At 59.5% G+C, this 26,115-nt stretch carries 22 protein-coding genes, 2 tRNA genes and 1 riboswitch; of the genes, 12 read left to right on the forward strand and 12 right to left on the reverse strand.

From position 1 onward, the window contains the following. Positions 1-12: 12 nt before the first annotated feature. The gene (locus G5221_RS17300) at positions 13-1,101 is read right to left on the reverse strand and encodes a ketoacyl-ACP synthase III (protein ID WP_184234440.1); all 1,089 of its coding nucleotides are present in this window, start codon (positions 1,099-1,101) and stop codon (positions 13-15) included. A gap of 225 nt (positions 1,102-1,326) precedes the next feature. Between G5221_RS17300 and G5221_RS17305 the strand changes: the two genes are divergently transcribed. From G5221_RS17305 to G5221_RS17315, 3 genes are all read left to right on the forward strand, one after another. After that, positions 1,327-2,268 (forward strand): LysR family transcriptional regulator, encoded by a 942-nt coding sequence (locus G5221_RS17305; protein WP_323913378.1) that lies wholly within the window; start codon positions 1,327-1,329, stop codon positions 2,266-2,268. A gap of 127 nt (positions 2,269-2,395) precedes the next feature. Further along, entirely contained in the window at positions 2,396-3,004 is a 609-nt protein-coding gene (locus tag G5221_RS17310) for a LysE family translocator (RefSeq protein WP_058057313.1), read from the forward strand. 97 nt (positions 3,005-3,101) lie between these two features. Then, entirely contained in the window at positions 3,102-4,973 is a 1,872-nt protein-coding gene (locus G5221_RS17315; RefSeq protein WP_421263621.1) for a peptidase U32 family protein, read from the forward strand. Between the two features lie 67 nt (positions 4,974-5,040). On the opposite strand, the gene G5221_RS17320 is transcribed toward G5221_RS17315, so the two are convergent. Beyond that, entirely contained in the window at positions 5,041-5,514 is a 474-nt protein-coding gene (locus tag G5221_RS17320; RefSeq protein ID WP_227341259.1) for a methylated-DNA--[protein]-cysteine S-methyltransferase, read from the reverse strand. After that, a complete protein-coding gene (locus G5221_RS17325) occupies positions 5,511-7,055 on the reverse strand; it encodes an AlkA N-terminal domain-containing protein (protein ID WP_421263622.1) in 1,545 nt (514 codons plus the stop codon). Before G5221_RS17325 ends, G5221_RS17320 begins: the two co-directional genes overlap by 4 nt. A 394-nt stretch (positions 7,056-7,449) precedes the next feature. Between G5221_RS17325 and G5221_RS17330 the strand changes: the two genes are divergently transcribed. From G5221_RS17330 to G5221_RS17355, 6 genes are all read left to right on the forward strand, one after another. Beyond that, entirely contained in the window at positions 7,450-7,839 is a 390-nt protein-coding gene (locus G5221_RS17330; RefSeq protein ID WP_421263623.1) for a type IV pilin protein, read from the forward strand. A 1-nt stretch (position 7,840) separates the two neighbouring features. Next, entirely contained in the window at positions 7,841-8,257 is a 417-nt protein-coding gene (locus tag G5221_RS17335) for a GspH/FimT family pseudopilin (RefSeq protein ID WP_421263624.1), read from the forward strand. Then, the gene (locus G5221_RS17340) at positions 8,254-8,661 is read left to right on the forward strand and encodes a type IV pilus modification PilV family protein (protein WP_421263625.1); all 408 of its coding nucleotides are present in this window, start codon (positions 8,254-8,256) and stop codon (positions 8,659-8,661) included. The genes G5221_RS17335 and G5221_RS17340 overlap by 4 nt, the downstream gene beginning before the upstream one ends. Beyond that, complete coding sequence (locus tag G5221_RS17345; RefSeq protein WP_227341254.1) at positions 8,655-9,203, forward strand: PilW family protein; 549 nt, start codon at positions 8,655-8,657, stop codon at positions 9,201-9,203. Before G5221_RS17340 ends, G5221_RS17345 begins: the two co-directional genes overlap by 7 nt. Then, positions 9,200-10,831, forward strand: a complete 1,632-nt coding sequence (locus G5221_RS17350) for a DUF7305 domain-containing protein (RefSeq protein WP_421263626.1) — start codon at positions 9,200-9,202, stop codon at positions 10,829-10,831. Before G5221_RS17345 ends, G5221_RS17350 begins: the two co-directional genes overlap by 4 nt. Positions 10,832-10,925: 94 nt before the next feature. After that, positions 10,926-11,327, forward strand: coding sequence for a VOC family protein (locus G5221_RS17355; RefSeq protein WP_227341251.1), 402 nt, complete (start codon positions 10,926-10,928; stop codon positions 11,325-11,327). A gap of 135 nt (positions 11,328-11,462) precedes the next feature. On the opposite strand, the gene G5221_RS17360 is transcribed toward G5221_RS17355, so the two are convergent. The 4 genes from G5221_RS17360 to G5221_RS17375 form a co-directional block, all read right to left on the reverse strand. Beyond that, positions 11,463-12,941 carry a carboxypeptidase M32 gene (locus tag G5221_RS17360; RefSeq protein ID WP_227341249.1) on the reverse strand — a complete coding sequence of 493 codons (1,479 nt, stop codon included), beginning with the start codon at positions 12,939-12,941 and terminating at the stop codon, positions 11,463-11,465. A 138-nt stretch (positions 12,942-13,079) separates the two neighbouring features. Continuing rightward, positions 13,080-13,661 carry a DNA endonuclease SmrA gene (smrA, locus tag G5221_RS17365; RefSeq protein WP_139477016.1) on the reverse strand — a complete coding sequence of 194 codons (582 nt, stop codon included), beginning with the start codon at positions 13,659-13,661 and terminating at the stop codon, positions 13,080-13,082. 187 nt (positions 13,662-13,848) lie between these two features. Beyond that, positions 13,849-14,028, reverse strand: coding sequence for a DUF3149 domain-containing protein (locus tag G5221_RS17370; protein WP_005338733.1), 180 nt, complete (start codon positions 14,026-14,028; stop codon positions 13,849-13,851). Between the two features lie 121 nt (positions 14,029-14,149). Then, a complete protein-coding gene (locus G5221_RS17375; RefSeq protein WP_216951932.1) occupies positions 14,150-15,052 on the reverse strand; it encodes a TraB/GumN family protein in 903 nt (300 codons plus the stop codon). An 88-nt stretch (positions 15,053-15,140) separates the two neighbouring features. Here G5221_RS17375 and G5221_RS17380 point away from each other — a divergent pair, with 88 nt between their 5' ends. Beyond that, on the forward strand, positions 15,141-15,473 hold the full coding sequence (locus G5221_RS17380; RefSeq protein WP_216951931.1) for a DUF1904 family protein: 333 nt from the start codon (positions 15,141-15,143) through the stop codon (positions 15,471-15,473). Between the two features lie 91 nt (positions 15,474-15,564). Here G5221_RS17380 and G5221_RS17385 read toward each other — a convergent pair whose 3' ends face one another. The 5 genes from G5221_RS17385 to G5221_RS17405 all read right to left on the reverse strand — a co-directional run bounded on the left by G5221_RS17385 (position 15,565) and on the right by G5221_RS17405 (position 21,541). Beyond that, on the reverse strand, positions 15,565-16,392 hold the full coding sequence (locus G5221_RS17385) for an SDR family oxidoreductase (RefSeq protein ID WP_227341248.1): 828 nt from the start codon (positions 16,390-16,392) through the stop codon (positions 15,565-15,567). A gap of 137 nt (positions 16,393-16,529) precedes the next feature. After that, positions 16,530-17,978 carry an OprD family outer membrane porin gene (locus G5221_RS17390; RefSeq protein WP_204481162.1) on the reverse strand — a complete coding sequence of 483 codons (1,449 nt, stop codon included), beginning with the start codon at positions 17,976-17,978 and terminating at the stop codon, positions 16,530-16,532. A gap of 498 nt (positions 17,979-18,476) precedes the next feature. Beyond that, complete coding sequence (locus G5221_RS17395; protein ID WP_227341246.1) at positions 18,477-20,414, reverse strand: methyl-accepting chemotaxis protein; 1,938 nt, start codon at positions 20,412-20,414, stop codon at positions 18,477-18,479. A 105-nt stretch (positions 20,415-20,519) separates the two neighbouring features. Beyond that, on the reverse strand, positions 20,520-21,257 hold the full coding sequence (locus G5221_RS17400; RefSeq protein WP_227341244.1) for an EamA family transporter: 738 nt from the start codon (positions 21,255-21,257) through the stop codon (positions 20,520-20,522). Positions 21,258-21,464: 207 nt separating this feature from the next. Then, positions 21,465-21,541: transfer RNA gene (locus G5221_RS17405), tRNA-Arg, on the reverse strand. Positions 21,542-21,997: 456 nt separating this feature from the next. Further along, a riboswitch (cyclic di-GMP riboswitch) is annotated at positions 21,998-22,085 on the forward strand. Positions 22,086-22,183: 98 nt separating this feature from the next. On the opposite strand from G5221_RS17405, the gene G5221_RS17410 reads away from it, so the two are divergent. Together G5221_RS17410 and G5221_RS17415 are read left to right on the forward strand one after the other, a co-directional pair. Further along, complete coding sequence (locus tag G5221_RS17410) at positions 22,184-24,781, forward strand: glycosyl hydrolase family 18 protein (protein ID WP_227341242.1); 2,598 nt, start codon at positions 22,184-22,186, stop codon at positions 24,779-24,781. A gap of 1,258 nt (positions 24,782-26,039) precedes the next feature. Continuing rightward, positions 26,040-26,115, forward strand: a tRNA-Ala gene (locus tag G5221_RS17415).

Consider the following 26,115-nt stretch of genomic DNA (forward strand, 5'->3'; position numbering starts at 1 on the left):
TCCTGATAAGGATCAGGCCTCGTTGGCGTGGGCCTTCTGACACCCTTCGACGGCGTGAGCAATCAGTTCCAGTGCGCTCTGGTCGCACGGTGGCAGCTCGGCCTCGCACTTGTTGATAGGGGTAACACGATCGCCCCACTTGATGATGGCTGCGCCCCAGGTCAGGCCGGCACCGAAGGCGGCAGTCAGCAGATAGGAATTCGGCTTGACGCGCCCCTGCTCCAGCGCTTCGCACAGGGCGATAGGTACGGTGGCTGCGGAGGTGTTGCCGTAGTTTTCGATGTTGACCATCACCTTCTCCATCGGCGCATTCATCCGTTTGGCGAGGGTCTCGATGATGCGGATATTGGCCTGGTGCGGCACGATCAGGTCGACCTGCTCCGGCGCAATACCGGCCTGCGCCAGCACAGTGCTGGTGGCCTCACCCATGCCGCGCACAGCACGTTTGAAGATCTCCGGCCCTTCGAAGTTGAAGGTGAACAGGCCATCGATATCGGCAAAACGCACCCGATCGGTACCGAAGTTTGGTACGTGCAGGATCTCACGCGCTTCGCTGTCACAGCCCAGCTTGTTGGCGATCAGGCCACACTCCTGCTCGCTTGCCTCTATCACCACGGCACCGGCACCATCGCCAAACAGTACGGCGGTATCGCGGCGTGCCCAGTCCAGCAGGTAGGTGAGGCGCTCGGCGCCAATCACCAGCACCTTCTTCATCATGCCAGTCTGCACCAGCGAGGTAGCGACGGAGAGGGAGTAGACGAAACCGGTGCAGGCCGCGTTGAGGTCAAACACGGCGGCGTTGACGGCGCCCAGCTTCTTTTGCACCGCAGAGGCGGCGCTTGGCAGCAGGTTGTCCGGGGTGGCGGTGGCCAGGATGATGCCATCGAGATCGCTCGCTTCCAGACCAGCACAAGCCAGTGCGCGGCGACCGGCCAGGGTGGCGAGATCCGAGGTGCTGACATGGGAGATCCGGCGGGCCTTGATGCCGGTGCGCGGATAGATCCACTCGTCTGATGTATCCATGATGGTGCTGAGGTCGTCGTTGGTCAGCACGGAGGGAGGCAGGCATTTGCCCCAGCCGGTGATATTGGCGTATTTCATCTTGTTACCGCTTCTCAAGTGGATCGCCCGCGGGCGGAAAATCGTGCAATTATGCCGTACGAGACAACCACTGTCATCTTGTGGTCATGGTTATGTGCAGGGGGCTCAGCTGTGCCATCTGGTCGCAAAGGGCTGCAACGCGCGGAACATGGCTGGAAATTTTGCTTAAAACGCGGGACTCCTCTGCCCTAAGATAGGCGTTTCACCACCGATGAGGGTATCTCCTTGCTCAGAGCCAATCTCAACTTGTTGCCGACCCTCAAGGTGCTGCTGGAGACCCGCAATATCAGCCGCGCCGCCGAGCTGTTGCACCTGAGTCAGCCCTCCATCAGCAAGCAGCTTGCCCAGTTGCGCAGCGAGTTTGATGACGAGTTGCTGGTGCGGGAGGGGCAACGCTGGCTGCTGACGCCACGGGCCGAACTGTTGGCCGCCCAGCTGGCGGATTCTCTCGGTGCGCTGGAGCGGCTCTACGAGGCGCCCGGATTTGACCCGAGCCGCTGCGAGCGGGTATTTCGGCTCGCCTCCTCCGATTATGTGGCCCAGCATATCCTGCCCGATATCTGTGCCGCGCTCGCCAAAGAGGCGCCGTTGGCGGCGCTGGAGTACAGCCTGTGGGACAAGCGTCAGCTGCCGCAACTGTGGCAGTCGGAGCTGGATCTGGTCTCCACCATCACCGAGCAGGTACCGGAGCAGATCCGTGGTCTGCATCAGGGGGAAGATCGGCTGGCGGTGCTGATGGGATGTCACCACCCGCTGGCAGGCAAGACGCTTAATCTCGATGACTATCTCGCCTGGCCTCACCTGCAGGTGAGTGGCGGTGGCGACAAGGACAGCCCGGTGGAGCAGGTGTTGGCGCCGCAGGGACTGAGTCGGCGCTGGTTTGCCAGAGTTCCCTTCTTTCAGGCGGCAGTGGAGGTGTTGCTGCGCACCGATTGCCTGATGACCACCCCGGCCCATATCGCCTGGCAGCTCTCCTGCGACCATGAGCTCACCTTTGTCGATCTGCCCTTTGCGACCCGCGACCAGCAGTATCATCTGCTGTGGCATCAGCGCCACCATCAGGATCCAGCCCACCGCTGGTTTCGCGAGCTGGCCTACCCCTTCCTGCGGGATCATCTGCAACGCACCGTTGGCGAGAGTCGCAAGCTGCTCGATCTCGGCGGTTAGCCCCGGTCAGTTGTGTGGCGTTATAGCCATGGGTTATGGAATCTATTCATAACTTTCACTACTGGCATAATGGCTCAGCCCGTACCCTGAGTGCAGGTCATCATATCGAGCACAAAAGAGGAAAAGCATGGAACTGACGAGTTGGCTGGCACTGGCCGCAATCTGCGTGATGGGGGCCATCAGCCCGGGGCCGAGTCTGGCGCTGATCATCCGCAACACGGTGCAGGGCGGGCAGGGGCATGGCGTCGCTACTGCGCTTGGCCACGGCCTCGGGGTTGGTATCTATGCGCTGGTCACGGCGCTCGGCCTTTCCATTTTGATCACCCAGACACCGATCCTGTTTGATCTGATCCGCTACGGCGGCGCCGCGTTTCTTGCCTGGCTCGGGGTGAAAGCCCTGCTGGCAAAACCAGCCAGTGACGAAGGGAATGAAGAGGTACATCAGTTGCGCGGTCGGCAAGGGGCCTTTGAAGGTTTTATGGTTGCCTTCCTTAACCCCCAACTGGCGGTTTTCTTCATCGCTCTGTTCAGCCAGTTTGTGCGGGCTGATACCGGCTGGAGCGAAGGGGGCATCATGATGCTCACCGCGGGCGGGATCGATGCCGTCTGGTACGTGCTGGTGGCGCTGGTGCTCTCCCGCGGGCCGGTGCTGGCGTGGCTTAAAGCCAAATCCTTTGTGATCGACAAGGTGAGCGGCCTGGTGCTGCTCGGGCTGGCGCTCAAGGTGGTTATCTAATCCTGTATTTCGCAGATACCTTAAGCGGGATCAAGGCACGCGGGTGGTGAATGGGCTAGAGTAGCGCCCATTTGCTGTCCGCCCTGATCCCGAGACCATGCACCAGAACAAGCACCCATTAAGCCACAATAACCGGTTGGAGCTGCTGGCTCCGGCCAAGAACCTCGCCTACGGCATAGAAGCCATCAACCATGGTGCCGATGCCGTCTACATGGGTGGCCCTGCCTTCGGCGCCCGCAGTGCGGCGGGCAACTCCATCGAGGATATCGAGGCGCTGGCGCGCCACGCCCACCGTTTCGGTGCCCAGGTCTTTGTCGCCTTCAATACTTTGCTGCACGATCACGAGCTGGAGCAGGCCCGGCGGCTGACCCACCAGATCTACGAAGCCGGTGCCGATGCGCTCATCGTGCAGGATATGGGACTGCTGGCGCTGGATTTGCCTCCCATCGCGCTTCATGCCAGTACCCAGACCGACAACCGCACGCCGGAGAAGGTGAAGTTTCTGCAGGATGTGGGCTTCTCTCAGGTGGTGCTGGCGCGCGAACTGTCTCTTGCGCAGATCCGCGAGATCAGTGCGGCGACCAATGTGCAGCTGGAGTTTTTTATCCACGGCGCGCTCTGTGTCTCCTACAGCGGCCAGTGCAACATCAGCCATGCCCGTACCGGTCGCAGTGCCAACCGCGGCGAGTGTGCCCAGCTCTGTCGCTTGCCCTGCTCGCTGCAAAAGCCGGACGGTGAAGTGCTGGTGGCCGACAGCCACCTGCTGTCACTCAAGGATATGGATCAGACCGACAACCTGGAGGCCTTGATCGAGGCGGGGATCCGCTCCTTCAAGATCGAGGGGCGACTCAAGGGGCTCGACTACGTCAAGAACGTTACCGCCTGGTATCGGCAGAAGCTGGACGCCATTCTGGATAGTCGCTCCGATCTGGTGGCCGCCTCTGCGGGTCGTTGCAGCTACAGCTTCACGCCTGACCCCAAAAAGAGCTTCAACCGCGGCAGCACCGACTACTTCCTCCATGGTCGCCAGCAGGGGATCGACTCCACCAGGAGCCCGAAATATGTGGGTGAACCGCTGGGGCGGGTCACCAGAGTCACCAAGGATGGCATCGAGATCGATGGCAAACAGGTCACCCTCAACAACGGCGACGGTCTCGGCTTCTTCAAGCCGAACAACGAGCTGGTGGGGATGCGCCTCAACAAGGTCGAAGAGAAGGCAGAGAGTAAGCTGTTACTCCTGTCAGAACGCATGCCGGGGCTAAAAGTGGGGACCGAAATCTACCGCAACCACGATCAGGCGTTCAGCAAGATGCTGGAGAAGGCCAGCGCGGATCGCCGCATCCGGGTCGATATGGTGCTGGCAGAATGCGATGAGGGCGTGAGCCTCACGCTCACCGACGAACAAGGCATCAGCGCCGCGGTGACACTTCCCTGTGACAAACAGCCTGCCGACAACCCGGAGCGGGCGCAGCAACAGGCGCGGGATCAGCTTGGTAAACTCGGCAATACCCTGTTTGTGGCGCGCAAGATTGAGTTGGCATTCACTCACCCGCTGTTTATCGCTGCATCACAGCTCAACGGTTTGCGCCGGGATGGCATCGCCGCGCTAGAGGCGGCGCGGGTGGCCAGCTACCAGCGCCCCGAGCGACGGATCGCCCTGCGGGATATCAACTATCCCCAGCACCGTCTCTCCTACCTTGGCAACGTGCTGAACAGCGCCGCCGAGCAGTTCTTCCGCGAACACGGGGTGGAGCGCATCGCTCCCGCCTATGAGGCGAACAAGGAGGAGCGGGAAGTGGTACTGATGATCACCAAGCATTGCATCCGCTACAGCCAGAACCTCTGCCCGAACGAGGTGCCCGGTCTCAAGGCCGAGCCGCTGGAACTCAAGATGGGTAAAGACACCTTCCGCCTGCGTTTTGACTGCAACCGCTGCGAAATGCATGTGATGGGCAGCCTGAAACGCTGAGCAATGAGCCCCTTTCTCCGTCCGGAAAGGGGCAGTTTTTTATCGCAGGTTCTCTGCCTACCCTCCTTTAATTGCCCCTCTCCAGCGCCAGCAGTGCTTTTTTGATCTCCAATCCCCCCGCATAGCCGGTCAGGCTGCCGTTTTGGCCGATCACCCGATGGCAGGGGACGATGATCGAGAGCGGATTGCGGCCATTCGCCGCGCCCACAGCCCGCACCGCCTCTGGCTTGCCGATGGCGCGGGCAATATCGCTGTAGCTGCGGGTCTCGCCATAGGGGATGTCGCACAGCGCTTGCCACACCGCCTGCTGAAAGGCGGTGCCACGGGCGGCAAGGGACAGGGAGAAGCGCTGCAAGCGACCGGCAAAATAGGCGTCAAATTCGGCGAGGAAGGGAGCCAGCTCTTCGTGATCTTGCTGCCAGCCACTCATATCGGGCAGTGCCCGCAGGCCCGCCACAAAGTCCACGTGCACCAGACCAGATTCATTGATGGCGACCAGCAGATCGCTGCAGCGGGTCGGCAGGATATCGTAGCGGATCATGGGGTTATCTCCTGTTGTTGGCTATCCTGCTGGTTTTTGTTGCCAGTGGCACGGAGTAGCAAATCGGGCGCTTCACTCATGGCATGCCACAGCCAGCTGGCCGCATAGCTGCGCCACGGCTGCCATGCTGCGCTTTGCGCCAACACCTCTTTTACCGGCAGCTTGGTGCCGCCGCCGAGTGCCTTTTGCAGCACCAGATCGGAAGCGGGGAAGGCATCGGTATCCAGCCCGCAGCGCAGCCGCCAGTAAGAGACCGTCCACGGGCCTATGCCCGGCAGCGCCAGCAACTGCTCGTCACTGGCTGTCGTTAGGGTCAGCTCGCCGCTGGCCAGCGCCTGTGCCACGCCGCGCAGGGTACGAATGCGGCTGCCGGGCATGCCGATACCGTCGAGATCGAGTTCGCACAACTGGGCGGGGGTCGGCAGTTGCGCCATCCCGAATTGCGCCTCGGTGCGAGCCACCAGCCGCCCGAGTATGGTGATGGCCCCCTTGACCGAGACCTGTTGGCCGACGATGGCGCGCAGCATTACTTCGTACTCATCCCAACCACCTGGCAGCCGTACGCCGGGCCAGCGCGCTTGCAAGCGGGCGAGCAGCGGATCCTGACCGAGCAGATCACCGATCCGCTGCATATCGGCATCGAGATCCCACATCCTGCGCACCCGATAGAGCAGATCGGGCAGCGCCGCGAGCGGCAGATCATGAACGGTGAGTTGCAGGCTGTGCCCCTTGCCCTGCGCGATGCGCACCAGCGCGACCTGATCACCGACCTGGTAGCGCCGCTCATACACCTCGCCATCTACCCGCTCCAGCCTGGGGATCGCACGCAGCCGGTAGAACGCCAGCATGGCCGCCACATCATACGGGGGACGGTAGGGCAACTGCAGCGTCAGCGTTGCGCCGCGCGGCTGATCGTTCATGTGCTCTGGCGCGTCACCGTGCTGCTCCTGCTGGCGCAGGGAGCGCGGGGCCAGTCCGTAGGCGTTGAGCCAAGCATCATTGAAGCGGCGGATGCTGGCAAAGCCGGCGGCAAACGCGATGTCGGTAATGGGCAGCCCAGTTTCAGTCAGCAGCCGTTTCGCGAGCAGCAGGCGGCGCGTCTGCTCCACCTGTTTTGGTGAGGCGCCGAGATGTTGCTCGAACTGGCGGCGCAGGGTGCGTTCGCTGATCCCTGCCTCAGTGGCCAGTTTGGCGAGCGTGCCCTCCGCCAGCTCTCCGCGATCGATGCGTGCCAGCAGACGTGCCAGTTCAACCGGCAGATCGCCACGGGCGGCGGGGGCCAGCTCAGGGCGGCAGCGCAGGCAGGGTCGCAGCCCATACTGCTCGGCGGCCGCGGCGCTTTGGAAGTAGCGCACATTGTGCTCGTGCGGTGGCCGTGCCGGGCAGACTGGCCGGCAGTAGATGCCGGTCGAGATGACGCCGGTAAAAAAACGGCCATCAAAGCGAGCGTCGCGGGCGAGCCGTGCGGCGTGACACTGTTCACGGCTGAGGGTGTTGATCACCTCATCCGGTGACAACTCAGGGCTTGGTTTTGCATTCATGGTGTTGGCGGCTTTGCTGGAACAGATGGCAAAAGAGTAAGGGGGCTCGGGGGCCGTGACTAGCCAGAAGCGGACAGGGATAGGAAAAATCGGCCGCAGGTTTCGTTGCACTCTTCCATGTCGACTACCCCTTCATTTTGTTTACCACTGTGCACGGGTAGCAGAGCCCATAGCGGATAGATGGGGGCGCAATGGGTTTAACTTTATTTGTATTGCGAGATTAGTTGTGATGAGAAAGGCTTGGAAATTAACAATGGATCACATAATTAGCTTTTTTACATTGAGCATTACAATTTTGTGTTGTTCAATTGAGTCGGTTAATTTTTGATGATTATTAAGTCATCGCATCTACGGCTCAGGGCCGACCAATAACAACACTTGCCAAGGATGATAAGTGAACGACTGTAAGGCATGGCCCCATTGCCGGGGCTTTAGTCTGATCGAGTTGTTGATCGCCATGACGGTTGTCAGCATTCTCGCAGCCATCGCGTTGCCAGCGTATCAGGGTTATCTGCAACAGGGACGTCGTTACGAAGCACAGCAGCAATTGCTGGAGCAGGCGCTCGCCCTCGAACGTATCTATACCGAACAGGGGCGTTATCCCGCCACGTTTGCCACCCCTTCCAACACGGATTTCTACCAGTTCAGCTACAGCCAGCAAGATGCTGGTGACTATCTGCTCAAAGCCATTCCAACGACGCGACAACAGGATGAATGCGGCACTCTGACCCTCGATCAGACCGGTTATCGCGCGGCCAATCGCCATGACTGCTGGGGATCATAAGATGAACGTGCGCGGATTTACTCTGATTGAGTTGATGATCACGGTCGGCATCGCCGCTATTTTGCTGCTAGTCGGGTTGCCCTCCATGAGTCAGCGCCTCGCGGCCGAACGACTCGATCGCAGTGCGACCGAGCTCGCGTCAGCCTACCGCTTTGCCCGCAGCGAAGCGGTCAAGCTGACCCTGCCGGTGGTACTGCAGGGCACCGAGAACGGTGGCTGGGAGGTGATGGCCGACAGCCAGCGGTTGCGTCAGGCATCGGCTCCCGGTGGCGGCGTGGTGATCAAGCCGTTTGACCCCATCCAGATCGCGCCAACCGGCAGCAGCCACGCCGAGATCATTCTGGCCAATCGCCTCGGTGAGCAGCGGGTGCTCTGCGTGGCCCCGAGCGGCCAGCTGCTGCAAGGGAGCTGCTCATGAGACACGCCGCACTTGCCCGCCAGCAAGGCTTCAACCAGCAAGGCTTCAATCTGGTGGAGATCATGGTCTCCATGGTGTTGGCGGTGATAGTGTTTCTTGGTCTCGCCAAGGGGCAGGTGGTCTCGTTGCAGCAGGCGCACTATAGCCTGCAGAGCACCCTGGCCACGATCGAGGCGAGCAACAGCGTGGAGCAGGTCTGGGGTTCGCTGTGCGAAGTGCAGCGCAAGCCGGAGCGGTTCACCCAGGGCGATTTTCTTGCCCGCTTCACCCTGCTCGAGGGCCACCAGCTGGTGCTGCCGAGTCGCTACAGCGACCACTTTGTGGTCGCCATCGAGTGGCGTGATGCGCGGATCTCCGGTGCCAAGCGGGTTGAGCTGACCGCAGGATTTCCACCACTATGCTGAACGTTCCCTTCCGACAGCGAGGTGTCAGTCTCGTCGAGCTGATGATCTCCATGGTGCTCGGTCTGATGCTGATGCTGGCTATTTTTGCCGGTTACGTGCCTATCAAGAGCACGGTTGAGCAGAGCAAGGCGCTGGAGCAGGCGAACGAAGTGCTGCGCTTTGCCACTCTCACCTTTACCAACAGCGTCAAGCAGGCGGATCAGCTGATAGCGGTCACCCCTGATCGCCTGACGCTGGTTTTCAAGGTAGAGGGGGGCAGTCCGGTGCTCTCCTGCCTTGGCAACCAGAAAACCGCCGATTTTACCGAGCAGTACCGCTTCACGCCGCCGGTACTCAGTTGCGATGACGGGGATGGCCCGCGCCTGTTGCTGGCCCATCTTCAGGATCTTGAATTCGGCCAGCAGGGGGCGCTGGTCAATATCCGCATCTTGCCCGAAGGGCTGCCGAGCTATCTGGCGCCTGGGGTAGAGGTGCAGGTGGCACGCCGCAAGGCGGTCTGGGCGGCAGCACTGGCCACATCCGGTGCAGGGGGAGCAGGATGAACAAGGGATTGCAGGGGCAGCGAGGAGCCGTATTGCTGGTGGTGCTGGTGGTGAGCCTGCTGTCGAGCCTGCTGGTGTTTACCAGCATTCAGGAGAACCAGCTGCAAACCCGCCTGAGCGGCAATTTTCACAAGAAGATCAATGCACAGCTCAGTGCCGAGCAGGGGATGAACGACAGTTATCGCGCCCTGCATCAGGCGCTCGGCGCCGAACCACGGATAGAGTGGGATCAACTGGTGCAGAAGGTGCCAGGCAAGGGGGAAGGGGCTATGGCGGGCAGCCGCTTTCGCATCGATCAGCTGGATGCTTCTACAGGCAGCAAACTGGCGTTGCAGAGCCATGGCCGTTATCTGGAGGGCAATGCCAGTCTCAACGCGCTGTTTGCCCTCAAGCGCGAACCCGGCAATCTCATCTTTCAGGATTCGGTGGTGGCATGCGAAGGGCTAAGCCTTTCCGGTAGCGGTTTTATCGACAGCTATGATTCGCGCAAGGGAGCGTACAAGGATTCTGTTTCCGGGACCCTTAATCAGGGGCAGAACGCCAAGGTGGCGACCGTCAGCGACAAGGCCAATGTAGTGCTCGCCGGGCACTCCCCAATTTGGGGTGATGTGCGGGCGACCGGCTCGGTGACCTTGAAAGGTTCTTCACCTGTTGCGGGTAATGTACTTGCTGGCGGCGATATCACCATTTCTCCCTCTGATGGGGTCGTCAGGGTTGAGGGCAGCGTGAACGGGAGTGGAAATTTTGCCTTGCAAGGGGGGCATATTGCCGGAGCTGTTGCGATCAATGGGGATGTTTCTATGGGTCATGGCACAAGCATTGCTGGCGACAAGTTGAACTATGGTGGGAACGGGGCATTCCTTGATGCCAAGCATCAGAAGTATCTGGAGCCCAAATACCGAACTCATCCCAAGCTACCGCCTGTTGTCGGGCAGGTGTGTGACCCGCTCAATGTGGCCGCGCTGCCCAAATCGTTCCCCCCTGCAACATTGCCCATCAATGGTCCCCTGACGCTCGGGGCCACCCAGCAGATGGTGCTGACCACGGATCCCTCCACCGGCTCGGTCACCAGCAGCAACCAGCAAAAGCCTGGGCTGCCGTTCCCCGGCAAAGGGGAGCTGTTTGGCAAGGAACAGACTATTTACAAGCTCGACAGCCTCAATATGGGGGCCGATGCCAGTCTCACCATCAAGGGGGATGTGGTGCTGCTGATCGACAAGGATTTCACTATGACAGGCAGCAACAAGTTGACGGTGAGCGAGGGGAGCAGCCTGATCCTGATCGTCAGCGGTAAGGTCGATCTTGGGGCCGGTGCCGAGGTGACGGCAGCCAAACAGGGGCTGACCGCTGGCGGTACGCCCGCTATCTCTATCTATTCCGCGTATAGCGGCAAGGATGGGGTCAAGCTGTCGGGCAATACGCCGCTCTATGCCGCTCTCTATGCCCCGCTCACCGAGATGAAGATCAGCGGAAGTGGCGGTCTGTACGGGGCGGTGCGGGCAAAACACCTGACCGAGAGTGGCGCGGGCGGTGTGCACTATGACGAGGCGCTGGGCATGGCAGATTTGGGGGATGATCAGGGGCCGCCTCCGACACTGGCACTGCGGCAGTGGCACTTTGTGCAGTGAGGCTGGCGAGTCGCTAAAAAGGATCGAATGGGGCGCGCAACTGTGAGATGGTGGAGATCTGTCCACCCAGTTGTTCACTATTGAGGAGTGCTCCATGCCAGGCCCCGCTCGCGCCGGTGCCCTGATCTATGCCAAGGATCCGGGCCTGCTGACCCACTTTTACCGTACCCTGCTGCAGATGGTGGTCTGCAGTCAGGATGAGCAGTTGGTGGTGCTGGAAAACAGCGATATCCAGCTGCTGATCCACGCCATTCCCGAACCTTATGCCGAGCAAGTCGTTATCAAAAGGCCGCCGGAATTGCGGGAAGAGGGGGCCATCAAGCTGTTCTTCACCGTCTCCAGCCTCGCCTGGGCAGAAGCGAAGGCGGCGGATCTCGGTGGCGGTTTGCTTCCACAGCAGTGGACAGGGCCCGGCTTTGTGGTGCGCAACGCCTTCGACCCGGAGGGCAATATCCTGCAACTGCGCGAGTTGCTGGGTTCACCGGACCCCCTCTGAACCCTCTCTTTTTACAGCATTGCCGTGACGGCGTGCTGTGCCATGCACCGCCATAAAAATGAACCGCCATAAAAACGGGGCCCTGTAGTGGTCAACTAAAAAGGGCCCCGCTCTGCTGTTAGCTTACTGCGCTCATTACTTCAGATAACGCTGTTCCAGATGCTGGCGCAGCCAGTGCGGGTTGAGCGCTTCATTGGTGGCGCGGCGCACCAGCTCGTCGGTGCTGTGCAGGCTCCCCTGTGACCAGATGTGGCGTCCGAGCCAGCCGAAGATCTCCGGCAGGCGGCCCGCCGCGATCACCTCCCCCATGCTGCCCAGCTCTTTTTCGAGGGCAAAGCGCAGCTGGGCGGCATACATGGCACCCAGGGTGTAGCTCGGGAAGTAGCCAAACGAGCCGTCGGTCCAGTGAATATCTTGCATGCAGCCATTGCGGTAGTTGCCCTTGGTGGAGAGCCCCAGCCACTGCTGCATCTTGGCATCCCACAGCTCGGGGATGTCGGCCACCTCGATCTTCCCTTCCACCAGATCGCGCTCCAGCTCGTAGCGCAGGATAACGTGGGCCGGATAGGTTACCTCGTCCGCATCGACCCGGATAAAGCCCGGCTCGACCCGGCTGTAGAGCTTGGCCAGATTGTCCGGCGCAAACGCCGCCTGCTCGCCGAAGTGGTGACGAATGCGTGGTGCCAGCAGCGCGAGGAAGGCCGGATGATGCCCCAGCTGCATCTCGCAAAACAGGCTCTGGCTCTCGTGGATCGCCATGGAGCGCGCTTCGGCCACCGGCTGACCCAGCAGATGACGCGGCAGCCCCTGCTCGTAACGGGCGTGACCGGTTTCGTGCACTATGCCCATCAGGCTGGAGACAAACTCCTGCTCGTTATAGCGGGTAGTGATCCGCACGTCGGTCGGCACGCCGCCACAGAAGGGGTGACTGCTCACATCGAGGCGACCGTGGGCGAAATCAAAGCCGAGCAGTCCCATCACCTCCTGACCGAGCGCTTGCTGGGTCGGGATGGGGAAGGGGCCTTGCGGCGGCAGCAGGGCATCGCCCTTCTGCTGTTCACTTACGGTCTGGATAAGAGCCGGCAGCCAGCTGGCGAGATCGCCGAAGATCTGATCCAGGCGCGCGCTGGTCATGCCCGGCTCATAGAGCGCCAGCATGGCGTCGTAGGGGCGCACGCCAAGCGCATCGGCCCGCAGTTGCGCCACTTCACGGGAGAGTTTCACCACCTCCTCGAGATTGGGGGCAAAACCGGCCCAGTCGTTGTTCTTGCGCTGGCTGCGCCAGGCGTGCTCGCACTTGCTGCCAGCGAGCGACAGCGCTTCGACCAGCTCACCGGGCAGCAGGCTGGCATCTTGCCACTGGCGCTTGATCTCGCCGAGGTTGGCCCGTTGTACTTCATCGAGCGGTTCGCTCTCGGCCTTGGCAATCCAGTCGCCCAGCTCGGGAGCGGTGCGCTTCTGGTGGATCAGCAGACCGAGTTCGGCCATTGCTTCGGCGCGGGCATCGTTGCCCCCTTCCGGCATCATGGCCGCCTGATCCCAGCCGCAGATGGCGGCGAGGTGGCTAAAGCGGTGGATCTGCTGCTGATGTTGTTCAAGCTTTTGATATGACATGGGATTGTCCTTGTTATCGTCCCTGATGGTATGCCGCCCCGTACCTGGCATGATCGGGGCCGTTCGATGCTAACACCGCCGCTGTATAGTTGACCACCTTCATGCGGGCGGGCAAAAGACGTGGGAGCGAAACGCGGATTAGCCGAGCCGCTTCTGGTGCCGTTCGCGGTTTTCCACTTTTTTGCGTTCGCTTTTACGCAGCAGCACGTATAGAGCACCGCTGCCGCCGTGGCGACGCTCGGCGCTGTGGATCGCCATGACGGCGGGCAGTTGCGGCAACCAGGCGCTCACATAGCTTTTCAGCAGGGCGCGCGGGGTGCTGCGCTCCCCCTTGCCGTGCAGGATCAGCAGGCAGCGGATATCCCGGACTTCACAATCCGCAATGAACTGCACCAGCGTCTGGCGTGCCTCATTGAGGGTTTTCTGGTGCAAGTCCAGGCTGGCCTGCAGCTCGTATTTGCCGAGCCGCAGCTTCTTGTAGACCCCCTCCTGCACCCCATCGCGTTTGAAGCCGACGATTTCGTGCGGATCGCGCATCTCGATGGCCTCCATGGTGAGGTGGTCGAGGGCGAGTTGTTCGGCGGTGGCAGCCTGGCGGCGAGCGAGCTGTGCCTCGGTCGGGGCGGATTTGGCCGCATGGGGATGGATGTTGTCGCTGCGAATGGGCCGCACGTCGGCCACTTCATTCATGAATAGCGAGAGTTCGTCGTTATGAGACACGGCAGGCTCCCCATAAGAAAAAGTGGGGGCCATTATAACGGCCGCAACCGGCACAGAAAACGGGGAAAGGGGGAGGGGATAAGGGGCGCCCAGCATGGACACTGGTGCAGTCTGGCCCGGGAATCACAGTCGCGAACCATAAAACAGCACAGGCGGTCAGTGTGAGCTACCGCCTGTGGTCAGAGGATTATTTTCCCTCTTTGGGCTGTTGAGAATGGGGTTGCTGTGAATGAGGCGGTTGCGAGTGCATCACCTTGTAGATGAAGTAGGCCGCGTAAGAGCTGATGAGCAAGAAGGTGCCGATAATCACCAGCATCGACATCAATCCCACGCTGTTGCCAAACATCAGGTCCAGCCAAAAGTCCATTTTATTGCTCCTGTCACCCGGTTGATGACAGGCATGATAAATACCTCTTTGCCCCGTCCGGGATGATCCCGATCAACTCCCTTGCAGGTTGTTTAATAACCAGCGCGTTCTGTGATCGTTCTCACTGGACTCCTTGCGACCGAGTCTGCACCGGACCTGGAGTGGTGAGCGGGGTAATGCGCCACCCTTGCTGCTCCAACAACGCCAGCAACCCCTGTTCGCCGTAAAGGTGCAGGGCGCCTACCACGATAAAGCTCTCGTTGGGCAGGGTGGACCATTTTTTCAGCCAGTTATGGTTGCGCTCGGCCAGCAGGGTCTGCTCCATCCAGCTCTGTAGCGCGGGCGGGGCCATCTCCTCCTTGAGCAGATTGATCAGCGTTGGCTCATCTCCCTGCTGCCACGCCTTCATCACGGCGGCGAAACCACTCTCCAGCATTGGTAGCTCATCCAGGGTGCTGGCGAGCATCAGGGTCTGGTTGTCACCCACGCTGGCCAGATAACCGAGCTGCTCCAGCAGGGTTTCAAAACCCACTACCGGTTTGCCCTCTTTGGCGGCCCGGACGGCAAAGTGCTGGTCTATCCCGAGTTCACTCTTGAAGTCGGAGCGGGCCATGGCGGCCTGGGTCAGGGTAATGGCGGCAAACCAGGGGCGCAGGGTGGCGAGGGTAGCCTCGTCGATGCCATAGCGGGCCCCCGCCATCAGGGTGCGTTGATAGAGCTCGGCAGGCAGATGATCCTTGAGCGGTTTGCCATCCACCAGTCGGGTGAGGGAGCCGGTCTGTTGCCACTGATCCGGCGTGATGCTGTTCATGTCCACCTCCATCACCAGTGTGCGACTCTGCAGCCAGGCACGCTCCACCGGCTCGGGCAGCGGATAGAGGGCAGACTTGCCCGCATGGATGGAGCCCAGCAGCCAGTGTTGCAGGTTGCCCTTGCTCACCCGATAGAAGGCGGGATCGGCAAAGGCGTGCAGCGGTAGCAGCAGGCAGAGCAGGAAGGCAAAGAGGGTGCGATGAAATCTCATGGGGATCCTTAATGTGCGCCGGGTGACTTCTCTTGCTGACAATAACCCCTATGATAAGTCCTCATTTCAGATAACCAAGAGGTTTGCCATGCCCCATCTTCGTTTTCGCGCCGTGACGCTCGATACCCTGCAACAGGTGAGCGGCCCGCTGCTGGCCGAGCTCTGCGAGCTGACCGGCGGTAAGCCGGAGTTTGTCACCATGGAGCGGATTGATAGCTGCTGGATACGCAACGGTGAGTCAGAGGTGGGTTTTCCGTTTGTCGAGCTGCACTGGTTCGAGCGGCCGCAGGAGATGCAGGACGCCGCCGCGCGCCTTATCACGCGCCATTTGAAACGGGTGCTGGGGGAGCAGACCTATGTGGTGGTGCAGGTGATACCTTTGGTCAAGAGCGCCTACTACAGCAATGGCGAGCACTATTGAAGAGAGGGGCAAACAAGGTTGGCGGATTGGATTACGCCGCTATACAGCTAACTCAATCCGGGCGGCAGGATGCTTGTCGCCCATCACGGGATCAGGCCGATTTGGCCAGCAGTTTGTCGAGCCAGCGAGTGGGCAATACCCGTCGCAAGAAGGCAAACAGCCGGGTCGGAGTGGTCACCGGATAGCGTGCCTTGGGATGGGCGTGGGTCAGCGCATGGAGCAGCGGCGGGATGCAGGCTTCGCTCGAGAGGGTAAAGCCGCTGGTGGCCCCCTCTTTTTCCAGCCGCGTCAGGGTCTGGCGGTAGGCCGACTGATGACGGCTCTGAGCCGGATCGATGTGGCGCAGGAAGGCGTTGCGAGCATTGGCACGAAAACGGGTATCGATGGGGCCCGGTTCAATCAGGCTGATATGTACCCCGCTACCCGCCAGTTCGAGGCGCAGAGTGTCGCTATAACCTTCCAGCGCAAACTTGCTGGCGTTATAGGCGCCGCGATACTTCATGGCAACCAGTCCCAGTACCGAGCTGTTCTGCACTATCCGCCCCTCTTTGGCCTCCAGCATAGGCGGCAGCACCTGACGGATCAGATGGTGCCAGCCAAACAGGTTGGTATTGAACTGTTCCCTGAGCGCTTCGGTGGGCAGATCTTCCAGCGCCCCGGGTTGGCCATAAGCGCCGTTGTTGAACAGGCCATAGAGGCGCCCGCCCGCCAGATGGAGCGCCGCACTGGCACCCAGCTCGATGGAGGCAGGGTCAGCCAGATCCAGCTGTACCGCCAGCAATCCCTGTTGCTGCAAGCGGGCCACATCTTCCGCCTTGCGCGCCGAGGCAATCACGGTAAAACCGTGCTGCCCGAGCGCCTGTGCGGCGGCGAGGCCAATACCGCTGGAACAACCGGTGATCAAAACAAAACGGGGCATGATGGCGTCCTTGTGACTGCTGACAAAAGCGTGCTGGTGAGTGGATAAAACCCTTATCCGGCTCGCATGTTAGCCTGCCAACCGGAAAAAAGAAAACCGGGCCAAGTGGCCCGGTTTGCTGACATCGTATTGCCTGATTACATGAAGGTAAGCGGCATGATGATGTGGAACTTGACGTCGTGCTCGGAGGCGAAGATGTTGGGGTAATCGGTCCAACCGCCGCCCTGGCTGATGTCGTTGTTGTAGTCGGTGTAGTGCAGTTTGAACAGGGTGCCTTTCAGCTTGCCATCCTGCACGGTATAGCTGACATCGAAGTTGACGGCCCACTCGGTATCCTCGCCGTTGGCTGCTTTCTTGCCTTGGCCATTTTCGATATCCCAACCGTAGGCGCCGGATACACCGACAGCCCAGCCCGGCGCACCAACCAGATCATCCAGAGAACGGGTCACGCCGAAGAACAGTGCTTTTTCGTTGTTGGCGTTCCAGTCAGAGCGGGAATCCCACCAAATTTCGTTGGCGCCCTGGGAGTTGGCGTAGCCACGGGTCAGACGGGGCAGGTAGTTGCCTTCCGCACCTTCAGCCTTGGTCCACAGACCTTCCAGACGGAAGCCGTATTGGGCGTAGTTCCAGGCAGCGGTCAGTGCTTGTTGCCATGCCAGGCCGTCGTAAGTTTCAATCTGGGAGCCGCCCTTGGTGTAGGTCTCGGTCTCGGAACCGTAGAACTGGTAGCTGGTGGCGAGGCCGCCCAGTACGTCAAACTTGTGAGCCAGTTTGAAGTGGTAGCTGTCCATGTAGCCTTCGGACTGACCGAAAGAACCGGTCACGGCAGTGCCATTTTCAAAGGTGTAACGAGCCGCGATACCGTGGATATAGTCGATGACGTTTTCATCAGCGAACGGATCCATCCACGCTTTGGCGCGAGAGAAGACCTGAGTCTCTTTGTACCAGGGGGCCTTGTACTCGTCAGCGATGGCGTAGGTCAGGTAGAGACCGCCAAAGTTGCCTTCGACTTGACCACCACGATAGGTACCCGGCTGATAGGACCAGTTAACACCGATTTGGCCAGGGACATACAGCTGGGTGTAACCACCCTTGGCAGTCACACCGCCGTCCAGGAATTTCAGCTTCAGAGCTGCGTTGGAGAGGCTGAAGCCACCCTCGGGAGAGCCATCTTTGTAGTTGTTGCCCCAGGAGTTGCCTGCGAAGGAGAATTCGTTCTCCTGGTTGACCGGATGGTTTTCGGTAACGGCCAGGTCATAGGCACCGAAGCCGCCCAGATCCAGACCAACAGTGTCCCAGGCATAACCGGAGTTGAAGTTGAGAGCTGCCTGTACGGTGGAATGGCTCAGGTTGGACTGGTACTTGCCTTCTTTCTTGGCGGCAGTCGGGTCACCATCGATGCGCTGACGATCACGCTGGAAGTAGAACAGGCCACCGGTCAGTTTGGAGTCTTTGACGAAGGTTTCATAGGACTGGCCATATTCCGGGCTCATCATATCCTGGGCTGCCAACGCCATGCCGGGGGCGACCAGAGCGGCTACCACAGCGGCACTCAAAGCGGCGCGCTTGAAGATCACTTTTTCCATTTTTATTGCTCCTGATTTTATGGACTTAGCTTTTTTCCGGCAGCTGGCATCGGGCCTACCGCTCGGTATTGGCATTGCAATCAAAACCCCGAAGGGCAAAAAATCTTCTCTTGGTTATCTGCAAACCCGGATGTCTTGGCACATCTGTAGTTGGCAGTCCTGATCATCACATGTTGTTTTTTTATGTTCCGATTCTTGGCTATCGGACAACACCAAGAGTACGTTCGCGGTGCGAAATATCAATGAAAAGTTCCCTCAACGTTTCAAAAGTATGACCGAGTGCAAATAATCATGGGCAAGGTCGTAAACAGCCTCATGGCAGGTATCACGGTAATGAGAGCGTTTTCTTGGAGGTGTGGCCAGCGCTGGTGCGGGTTTTCATCAGATACGGGGGAAGGGAAGCTGTTAACCTGCAGGCAACATATAATTTTGTGCTACAAAAAAACTTTCCCTCTGGTCGAGGGAAAGTGAATTGGTGGGGATGTGGGGCGAATAGGGTCAGCCTTGCTGGCCGAGGATGCGGGGGATCTGTTGCGCCTGATGGTGGATATGGGACGAGACCTGCACCGAGAGTTGGCTTACCTGACAGGCCTGCTGACGAATACGGGCGATCAGATCGGCAAAACTGGCCAGCTTGTGCTCCTGACTTTTGGCGTTGTCGGCGCCCTGCAGGGCGATCACTGCGGTGTTGCGGGCGATCTCCCGCACCGCCTGGGTGGTCTGGCGCAACTGCTCGGCTTGTGCCCTTTGGCGGCTTGACTCGCTGGTGATCCGGTTCAGCACGGTGCCAAGCTGTTCACCAGATTGGGTCAGACGCCGCAGAATCTCGGTGATCTGGTTGAGGGATTGCTGGGTATTGGCCGAGAGGTGGCGAACTTCATCGGCGACCACGGCAAAGCCGCGCCCCTGTTCCCCTGCACGGGCCGCTTCGATGGCGGCGTTGAGGGCCAGCAAGTTGGTCTGCTGGGCGATATGACTGATGACATCGACAATGTCCGTCACATCGGCAACCGAGCGGGTGAGGGCTTCCAGCGCCTCATCGCTCTCGTCAATTGCCAGCCCGGTCTGACGAGTAGCGTGCAGCATGCTGCCCACCAGATCTTCGCTCTGGCTCATCGCCTGTTCGTTATGGTGGGCATGCCGGGCGATGTCGGCGGCGACCTGATGGACCTCTCCGGCCAGCTGGTTCAGTTCATCCATCATCTGACCGCTCTCGTCGACTACCAGCTCGGTCGTGCGGGTGCTGTGGTGGATTTCGTCAACCTGGCTGACCATTCCTTGCAGACTGAGGGATACCGCTGACAGCTGCCCCTCTTTCTGTTGCTGATCCTGTTGCAGGCGACCGATCAGCCGGTTGTAGCTGGCAACGATATCGGCTAGCTCGTTGCGATCACGCCCGGCAGATAACGGCTCGGCCTGCCCAGTCTGATCGAGCTGCAGAAAGGCTCCGCGCAGTCGCAACAAGGGAGCGAGCAGCCAGCGTCGTTGCACCAGTGCAAACAGCAGGGCGACTACCACCAGACAGAGCGCCAGCGTGCCGAGGATGGTGGCCAGCTCCTGATTGACGGCTTGCCGCTCGTGGGCAAGTTGTTCCCCCATCTGTCTGGTCGCTTGCAACATGGCCATGATGTCTTGCTGCACGGTCTGGCGGCCAGCCTGTTGCTGTTGCAGCGCCGTGCGGCTGTTGGCCAGCTCCTGCGGATAGCGGCCCAGCAGCGAGCGTAATTCGCTGCGCGGTTGATCTCCCAGCTCCTTGCGTACCGGCTCCCCTAGGGTGAACTCATCGGCGGGCGCCTCTTCATACAGGCCGAGCAGCGGCAAGGCTTGCAGCGCTTGCGCCTGTTTTTGCAGTGCCTCCAGCTCAAAGCGGATCCCTTCGAGCAGCTTTTCATTGCCCTGCTCCATATAGCTTTGGCGCAAATGGGCGAGGCGCGGCAGGCCAGCCAGGATCTCGGCCGCACCGCGGCGATATTGCTGTGCTGCGGCAGATTGTTCTGTGCTGGCGCCTTGCTCCCCATAGCGGATCAGCGCCATGGCTTGGCTGCCCAGCTCACTCTCCGCATTTTGCAGCAGCAGCTGGCTGTTGCCCGAGAGCTTGCCTGCGGCCTGATAGTCGTGCGCGATGCGCTGCGCCATCTGTTCGAGTTGCTGTCTGAGCGGGGCCGCCACGGCATCATCCTGAGCGGCCAGTGAGGAGAGTGCTTGCTGGCGGATCTTCTCCGCAGCGGTCAGTTGCTGTGGATCGCCGCTGTTGAGGTAGTCACGCAGGCTGTTTTGCAGGGTCACCGTCACCAGTTGTTGCAGCGTCTCGTGCTGATGCTGGGCCTGATTGGTGCGGGCAAGCTGTTGCCAGCCGTGGTAGAGGGCCAGCGCCTGTCCTCCCGCAACCAGTAACAAAACAAGGGAGGATAGGGTGGCGTAATGGGCGATTTTCACGGGGTAATTCCTGTCAGCACAGACCATGGGGGAGCGTGGCCAGAGCCTAAACAGGGATGATGGCGTTTTTATGACAGCACGGTCAGGTAGCCCTATCTTGCCGGCTTAACTGGCTCGGGATACCTGAGCGCTGTTGCGTTGGCCCAACATACCGAGCAGGGCGCCCCCCATGATAAGTGCACCGGCCAGCAGATGGCGCGAGGTTAGCTCCTCTCCGTTCAATGTTACTAACAGCAAAGTACTCAGCAGAGGGGTCAGGTAGGCAAGGGCTCCGATCCGGCGTGGATCGCCGTCTCGCAGTGCCAGATACCAGGTAACGAAGGCCGCCCCCATCGGGCCCAGCGCCAGCCAGATGATCAGCCACCAGTCACTGGTGGGGAGCTGCGTGAGCGGCAGGTATCCCGGCAGATAGGCCTGCTGCAGTTGCAGCTCACCGTTGACCATCACCAGCATGGAGCCTGCCAGACCAAAGGCGCCAGCCAGCAGATGACGGGCATGGAGTGGATGGCCGGGCAACAACAGCGGGGTGAACAGAATGATGCAGAGCGGCCAGAGGTAGTTGATGAGGTTGGCCTCCAGCACCGGGGCATGGCGAAAACTCATAAAGAGCAGCAGATGGTAGAGCAGCAATGCCGTAACCGTCACCAGCCAGGTAATGGGGCGAGCGCGCCATTGGCGCCAAAACGGCAAGGCCCCGACCCCGCAGAAAAACAGCACCAGCCCGACCAGCACCAGTGGTGACACGCTGGTGACCCGTGACGTCAGCGCCGCCAGCGAGGCCCACAGCACAATGGTCAGCAAGGCAAAACCGGTGGATCTATCCCACCAGGAACATCCGGACATCCAACACTCCTTTGCAAGATGAAGCTGCTGGCTTTGCCGTAGGGCTCAGCCAAAAAAAGCAGTCTATCAGAGAGAGGAGAGATGCCGAATGCCGCGTGAATACAATTACTTGTGACTTGGTGAGAGTTTTGATGGTGCAAGCAGAGTGCTGCTGGACGTCGAACTAATCGCCAAAGAGATGAGTGAATGCGAAAAGGGGATGATGGGTGGCGTCCCAGGCAGGATTCGAACCTGCGACCTCGCCCTTAGGAGGGGCGCGCGCTATCCAGCTGTGCCACTGGGACGTGCGGGCATTATATAAAAATGCCAATAAAAATAAACAACTGCGTATGTCTGTTTATCCAGTTGCTTACATTCTGGCCGGATTGTACGTTTGTGCTCTGGGGGTCAGATAAACAAGTTTGTGGTGTCTGAATAAGAAGGGGTGGGGGGAGGAAGATACTGGTATGCAATAAATTGACTTTTAATTCACTTGTTGCCGTGAGGTATGGCTACCTCTTGTTGTGTTGTGCCACAGGTATTGAGCTTTTGTCGTTTTATTTTGTTTTAGTGAAATATTTAGCTTAATCAGTTTGGTAGCTATTAATCATGGCCAATGCTCCCTTGTATTTTAAAGATGAATCATGAAGCTATGGCTCAGCGTCAGGTACGGCCAGTAGCGGGTTTGGAATGGTCTTGTTTGCTTAGTTATATAAATTGCCATAGAGTTAATTCGCGATTAGTTATCGCCGAAAATAAAGTTGTGACAAGGGCAAACCGATTGAAAAGTCGGGACGCAAAGCCTCCGGTCTAAAGGCGTTGTTGAGCTGGGATAGCGGGGCCACCACAGTGTTATGCTGGCTGCCTTTGCCAAGGGGTAGTCGTGTTTGTGTTGCCTGTCGTGTTGTGTTGCCCTTTCGTTTGTCCATAACGTAAAGGAAAACAATATGCTAAGTCCAAAACCCGCATTGCTGGCCATGATGGTCGGCTCCCTGCTTGCCTCATCTGCCGTTTATGCGGCTGCGCCGGGCAAGCCCACCATCGGCTGGGGTCCCATCAAGTTCGCCATTGTTGAAGTGGATCAGGCGGCAACCTCCTACAACAATCTGGTCAAGGTCAAGGATGCCGCCGATGTGGAGGTGAGCTGGAACCTCTGGAGCGGTGACGTCGGCCAGACTGCCAAGGTACTGCTTGATGGCAAGGAGGTGTGGTCTGGCCCCTCTGCTGCTGCAGGCACGGCCAAATTCAAGGTGAACAAAGGTGGGCGCTACCAGATGCAGGTGGCCCTCTGCAATGCCGATGGCTGTACTCTCTCTGATGCCAAGGAGATCGTGGTCGCCGATACCGATGGCAGCCACCTGGCGCCGCTAAAGGCTGCGTTGCAGGAGAACAACAAGCCCTACGCCAACAAGTCCGGCAAGGTGGTCGGTACCTACTACGTGGAGTGGGGCGTCTATGGTCGCAAGTTCACAGTGGACAAGATCCCGGCCCAGAACCTGACCCATATCCTCTATGGTTTCACCCCCATCTGTGGCGGGGATGGCCTCAACGATAGCCTCAAGGAGATCGAAGGGAGCTTCCAGGCGTTGCAACGTGCGTGTGCCGGTCGTGCCGACTTCAAGGTTGCGATCCACGATCCTTGGGCCGCCGTTCAGATGCCGCAAAGTGGCCTGACTGCCTATGACGAGCCTTACAAGGGTAACTTCGGTGCCCTGATGGCGCTCAAACAGGCTTACCCTGACCTCAAGATCCTCCCCTCCGTCGGCGGCTGGACCCTTTCCGACCCCTTCTACTTCCTCGGTGACAAAACCAAGCGCGATACCTTCGTCGCCTCGGTCAAAGAGTTCCTGCAGACCTGGAAATTCTTCGATGGCGTGGACATTGACTGGGAGTATCCGGGCGGACAGGGTGCCAACCCGAAGCTGGGTAGCCCGAGTGATGGTGCCACCTATGTGGCCCTGATGAAGGAGCTGCGCGCCATGCTCGACGAGCTGGAGTCGCAGACTGGTCGCCAGTATGAGCTGACGTCGGCTATCGGGGCCGGGGGGGACAAGATCCAGGATGTGGACTACAGGGCGGCCCAACCCTATATGGACCACATCTTTATGATGACCTACGACTACAACGGCGCCTGGAGCAACACCGAGTTGGGCCACCAGACTAACCTCTACGCGGCGAGCTGGGATCCCGATACCAAGTACACCACCGACAAGGCAGTCAACCTGATGCTGGCGCAAGGGGTTGACCCCGGCAAGCTGGTGGTCGGTGCCGCCATGTATGGCCGTGGCTGGACTGGCGTGAGCGGCTATCAGGGCAACAACCCCTTCACCGGCAAGGCGACCGGCAAGGTGAAAGGCACCTGGGAAGATGGCGTGGTCGATTACCGCGACATCGTCAACAACCGGATGGGAGCTGGCTGGGAGAAGAGCTACGACGAGGTGGCCGAGGCTCCCTATCTGTTCAAGGCTTCGACCGGCGATCTCATCACCTATGACAACGACCGCTCGGTCAAGGCCAAGGGGCAGTATGTGCTAGCCAACAAGCTGGGCGGCCTCTTCTCCTGGGAGATTGATGCCGACAACGGCGACATCCTCAATGCCATGCACGAGGGGTTGGGTCACGGCGAGGGAACCACTCCGCCAGCTAACAAGCCGCCGGTGGCCAACGCGGGCAGCGATCTGAGTGTCACTGGCCCGACCGAGGTGACGCTGAATGGTTCCGCGTCCCACGACGCGGAAAATGGCGCCCTCACCTATAGCTGGAAGCAGGTATCCGGCCCGCAGGCCACCCTGTTTGATGCCACTCAGGCCAAGGCCCGCGTTGTACTCGATGCCGTGTCCACCGACATCAATCTGGTGTTCGAGCTGACAGTGACCGATGACCAGCAGTTGAGTGCCAAGGATCAGGTGGTGGTCACCAACAAGGCGCCGCAGCCCAACCTGCCGCCACTGGTGAGCCTGCCGGCTACCGCTTCCGTGGAGTCTGGCAAGCAGGTGACCCTCAAGGCGACCGCGTCTGACCCGAACGGTGATCCGCTCACCTATCAGTGGACGGTACCGGCCGGCCTCACCGCCAGCGGTCAGAACAGTGCCACCCTGGTGGTCACCGGCCCGAGCGTCACCAGCGACACCGCCTATGACCTTAGCCTCACCGTCTCCGACGGCGCGCTGGATGCCAGCGCGGCAACCCGTCTGACGGTCAAGCCGGTCAGCGGTGGTGGCGGTTGCTCGGCCACCGATCCGGATGCGGCCAACTGGCCTGCCTGGCAGGCGAGCAAGGTCTACAACGGCGGTGACAAGGTGAGTCACAACCAGCTGGTGTGGCAGGCCAAGTATTGGACTCAGGGCAACGAGCCGAGCCGTACCGCAGATCAGTGGTTGCTGGTGAGCAAGGTGCAACTGGGTTGGGATGCCAATGTAGCTTACAACGGTGGCGAGATCACCACCCATAATGGCCGTCAATGGAAAGCGCAATACTGGACCAAGGGCAACGAGCCCGGCAAACACGACGTCTGGCAGGATGTGGGGGCCGCCAGCTGTAAATAAGGCTTGAGTTGTGGCGGGGCATGCTGGTCATGCCCCGCTTTTGCAACCCGCGGCGCTGAACATTGGTTGCTCTGCCAATCCCTCTTTTTCTGCTCTGTCTTGTATCCGGTCAGGCCGACTTGTGGTGCCGGCATGAAGGCTCTCCCCAAGTGATGGCTGCACTGCTCTCTGATAAGGTGTGAACCTGATTCGTGGTAACCTTTCCGCTGTTGTAATTACACTGCTGGAAAGTCTGCGGCCGAATATTTTCAGGTTGCCCGAGAGGCGAGCATCCCGCTGTTGGCGAGACAGGCCAGCGGGTCGGTATCGCCAGGATGAGGGCTTGCTCAACTTCGCTTGCTCTTTTTAAATCTCTGTCCGTCGTCATGCTGTCCCTTCATGCAGTACCTAATCGACGGCATTTGGCTGTTGAACAAGGATGGCAAGCATTATAGCCAGCTTCCCGGATGCTGGTGTTATCCAAGCCAGCGCTCCCGGCAAGGGGATTTCATGGTGTCATACCTGGATCAGGCCGAGATCCTGCAATGAGCCGATGCAATAAAAGATGGGGCCTGCGGGCCCCATTCTTGTTTGGTGGAGTTCAGGTTTGGCCGTGGAACATCTGGCCCGGACAGGACAGCGCCTCGAGAGGGCTGTGTGATGATGTGTGTTGTAGTTTTATTACGTTTTCCGTGAAAGACTTTCAGCAATTATTTGCCGTAGCGGAAGTAGTATTCACGGGTGGAGGGGGCATAGGCATCTTTCTCTACAACGCCGTTCTTGGTGGTTGCACCGCGCAGGTGGAACAGGACTGCCAGATTCTCAAACATGGTTTACCTCATCGCTCTGTCATTTATGGTTATGGTGTGTGACCTGGGTCACGGTTTGATCCTATGGTCATTTGTGAGTCAGATCAACTTTCTGTGTTGTAAATTTACAAAAATCATGGAAAGGGTTTTCAAATGCAATGCCCTTTATGGAAAGGCTTTCCCGAGGTGACGGGGGAGAAGCTGATTACCAGCCAGCATAGAGAGGTCTGAGAGCGGGAGCGTTGCACGGGGAAAGAGGCTCGCTGCACGGCCTCTCCTTTATAGGTGCTTGAGCCAATTTGTGACATAAAACAGAGAGATAGCACGCGCCTTGCTGGTAAAAACAGCGAACTGCTGCAATTTTGACTAAACGAATCAGTCGCGGTTATTTTAGGGTTGACAGCAAAGCGGGTGATGCCTATCATGCGCCTCCGTTGCCGGAGATAACTTCGTCAGCACCGAGGTGAGTTGGGGTTATAGCTCAGCTGGGAGAGCGCTTGCATGGCATGCAAGAGGTCCGCGGTTCGATCCCGCGTAGCTCCACCA

The sequence above is a fragment of the Aeromonas sp. 602200 genome (assembly GCF_049173895.1).
Taxonomy (GTDB): domain Bacteria; phylum Pseudomonadota; class Gammaproteobacteria; order Enterobacterales; family Aeromonadaceae; genus Aeromonas; species Aeromonas veronii_A.

Excerpts from the sequence above, each read along its gene's own strand:
- G5221_RS17355 (WP_227341251.1), top strand. The coding sequence starts at position 10,926 with ATGCCAGGCCCCGCTCGCGCCGGTGCCCTGATCTATGCCAAGGATCCG.
- G5221_RS17300 (WP_184234440.1), bottom strand. The coding sequence starts at position 1,101 with ATGAAATACGCCAATATCACCGGCTGGGGCAAATGCCTGCCTCCCTCC.
- G5221_RS17320 (WP_227341259.1), bottom strand. The coding sequence starts at position 5,514 with ATGATCCGCTACGATATCCTGCCGACCCGCTGCAGCGATCTGCTGGTC.
- G5221_RS17385 (WP_227341248.1), bottom strand. The coding sequence starts at position 16,392 with ATGCCCCGTTTTGTTTTGATCACCGGTTGTTCCAGCGGTATTGGCCTC.
- G5221_RS17310 (WP_058057313.1), top strand. The coding sequence starts at position 2,396 with ATGGAACTGACGAGTTGGCTGGCACTGGCCGCAATCTGCGTGATGGGG.
- G5221_RS17315 (WP_421263621.1), top strand. The coding sequence starts at position 3,102 with ATGCACCAGAACAAGCACCCATTAAGCCACAATAACCGGTTGGAGCTG.
- G5221_RS17390 (WP_204481162.1), bottom strand. The coding sequence starts at position 17,978 with ATGGAAAAAGTGATCTTCAAGCGCGCCGCTTTGAGTGCCGCTGTGGTA.
- G5221_RS17360 (WP_227341249.1), bottom strand. The coding sequence starts at position 12,941 with ATGTCATATCAAAAGCTTGAACAACATCAGCAGCAGATCCACCGCTTT.
- G5221_RS17350 (WP_421263626.1), top strand. The coding sequence starts at position 9,200 with ATGAACAAGGGATTGCAGGGGCAGCGAGGAGCCGTATTGCTGGTGGTG.
- G5221_RS17410 (WP_227341242.1), top strand. The coding sequence starts at position 22,184 with ATGCTAAGTCCAAAACCCGCATTGCTGGCCATGATGGTCGGCTCCCTG.
- G5221_RS17380 (WP_216951931.1), top strand. The coding sequence starts at position 15,141 with ATGCCCCATCTTCGTTTTCGCGCCGTGACGCTCGATACCCTGCAACAG.
- G5221_RS17375 (WP_216951932.1), bottom strand. The coding sequence starts at position 15,052 with ATGAGATTTCATCGCACCCTCTTTGCCTTCCTGCTCTGCCTGCTGCTA.
- G5221_RS17345 (WP_227341254.1), top strand. The coding sequence starts at position 8,655 with ATGCTGAACGTTCCCTTCCGACAGCGAGGTGTCAGTCTCGTCGAGCTG.
- G5221_RS17370 (WP_005338733.1), bottom strand. The coding sequence starts at position 14,028 with ATGGACTTTTGGCTGGACCTGATGTTTGGCAACAGCGTGGGATTGATG.
- G5221_RS17325 (WP_421263622.1), bottom strand. The coding sequence starts at position 7,055 with ATGAATGCAAAACCAAGCCCTGAGTTGTCACCGGATGAGGTGATCAAC.
- G5221_RS17400 (WP_227341244.1), bottom strand. The coding sequence starts at position 21,257 with ATGTCCGGATGTTCCTGGTGGGATAGATCCACCGGTTTTGCCTTGCTG.
- G5221_RS17340 (WP_421263625.1), top strand. The coding sequence starts at position 8,254 with ATGAGACACGCCGCACTTGCCCGCCAGCAAGGCTTCAACCAGCAAGGC.
- G5221_RS17335 (WP_421263624.1), top strand. The coding sequence starts at position 7,841 with ATGAACGTGCGCGGATTTACTCTGATTGAGTTGATGATCACGGTCGGC.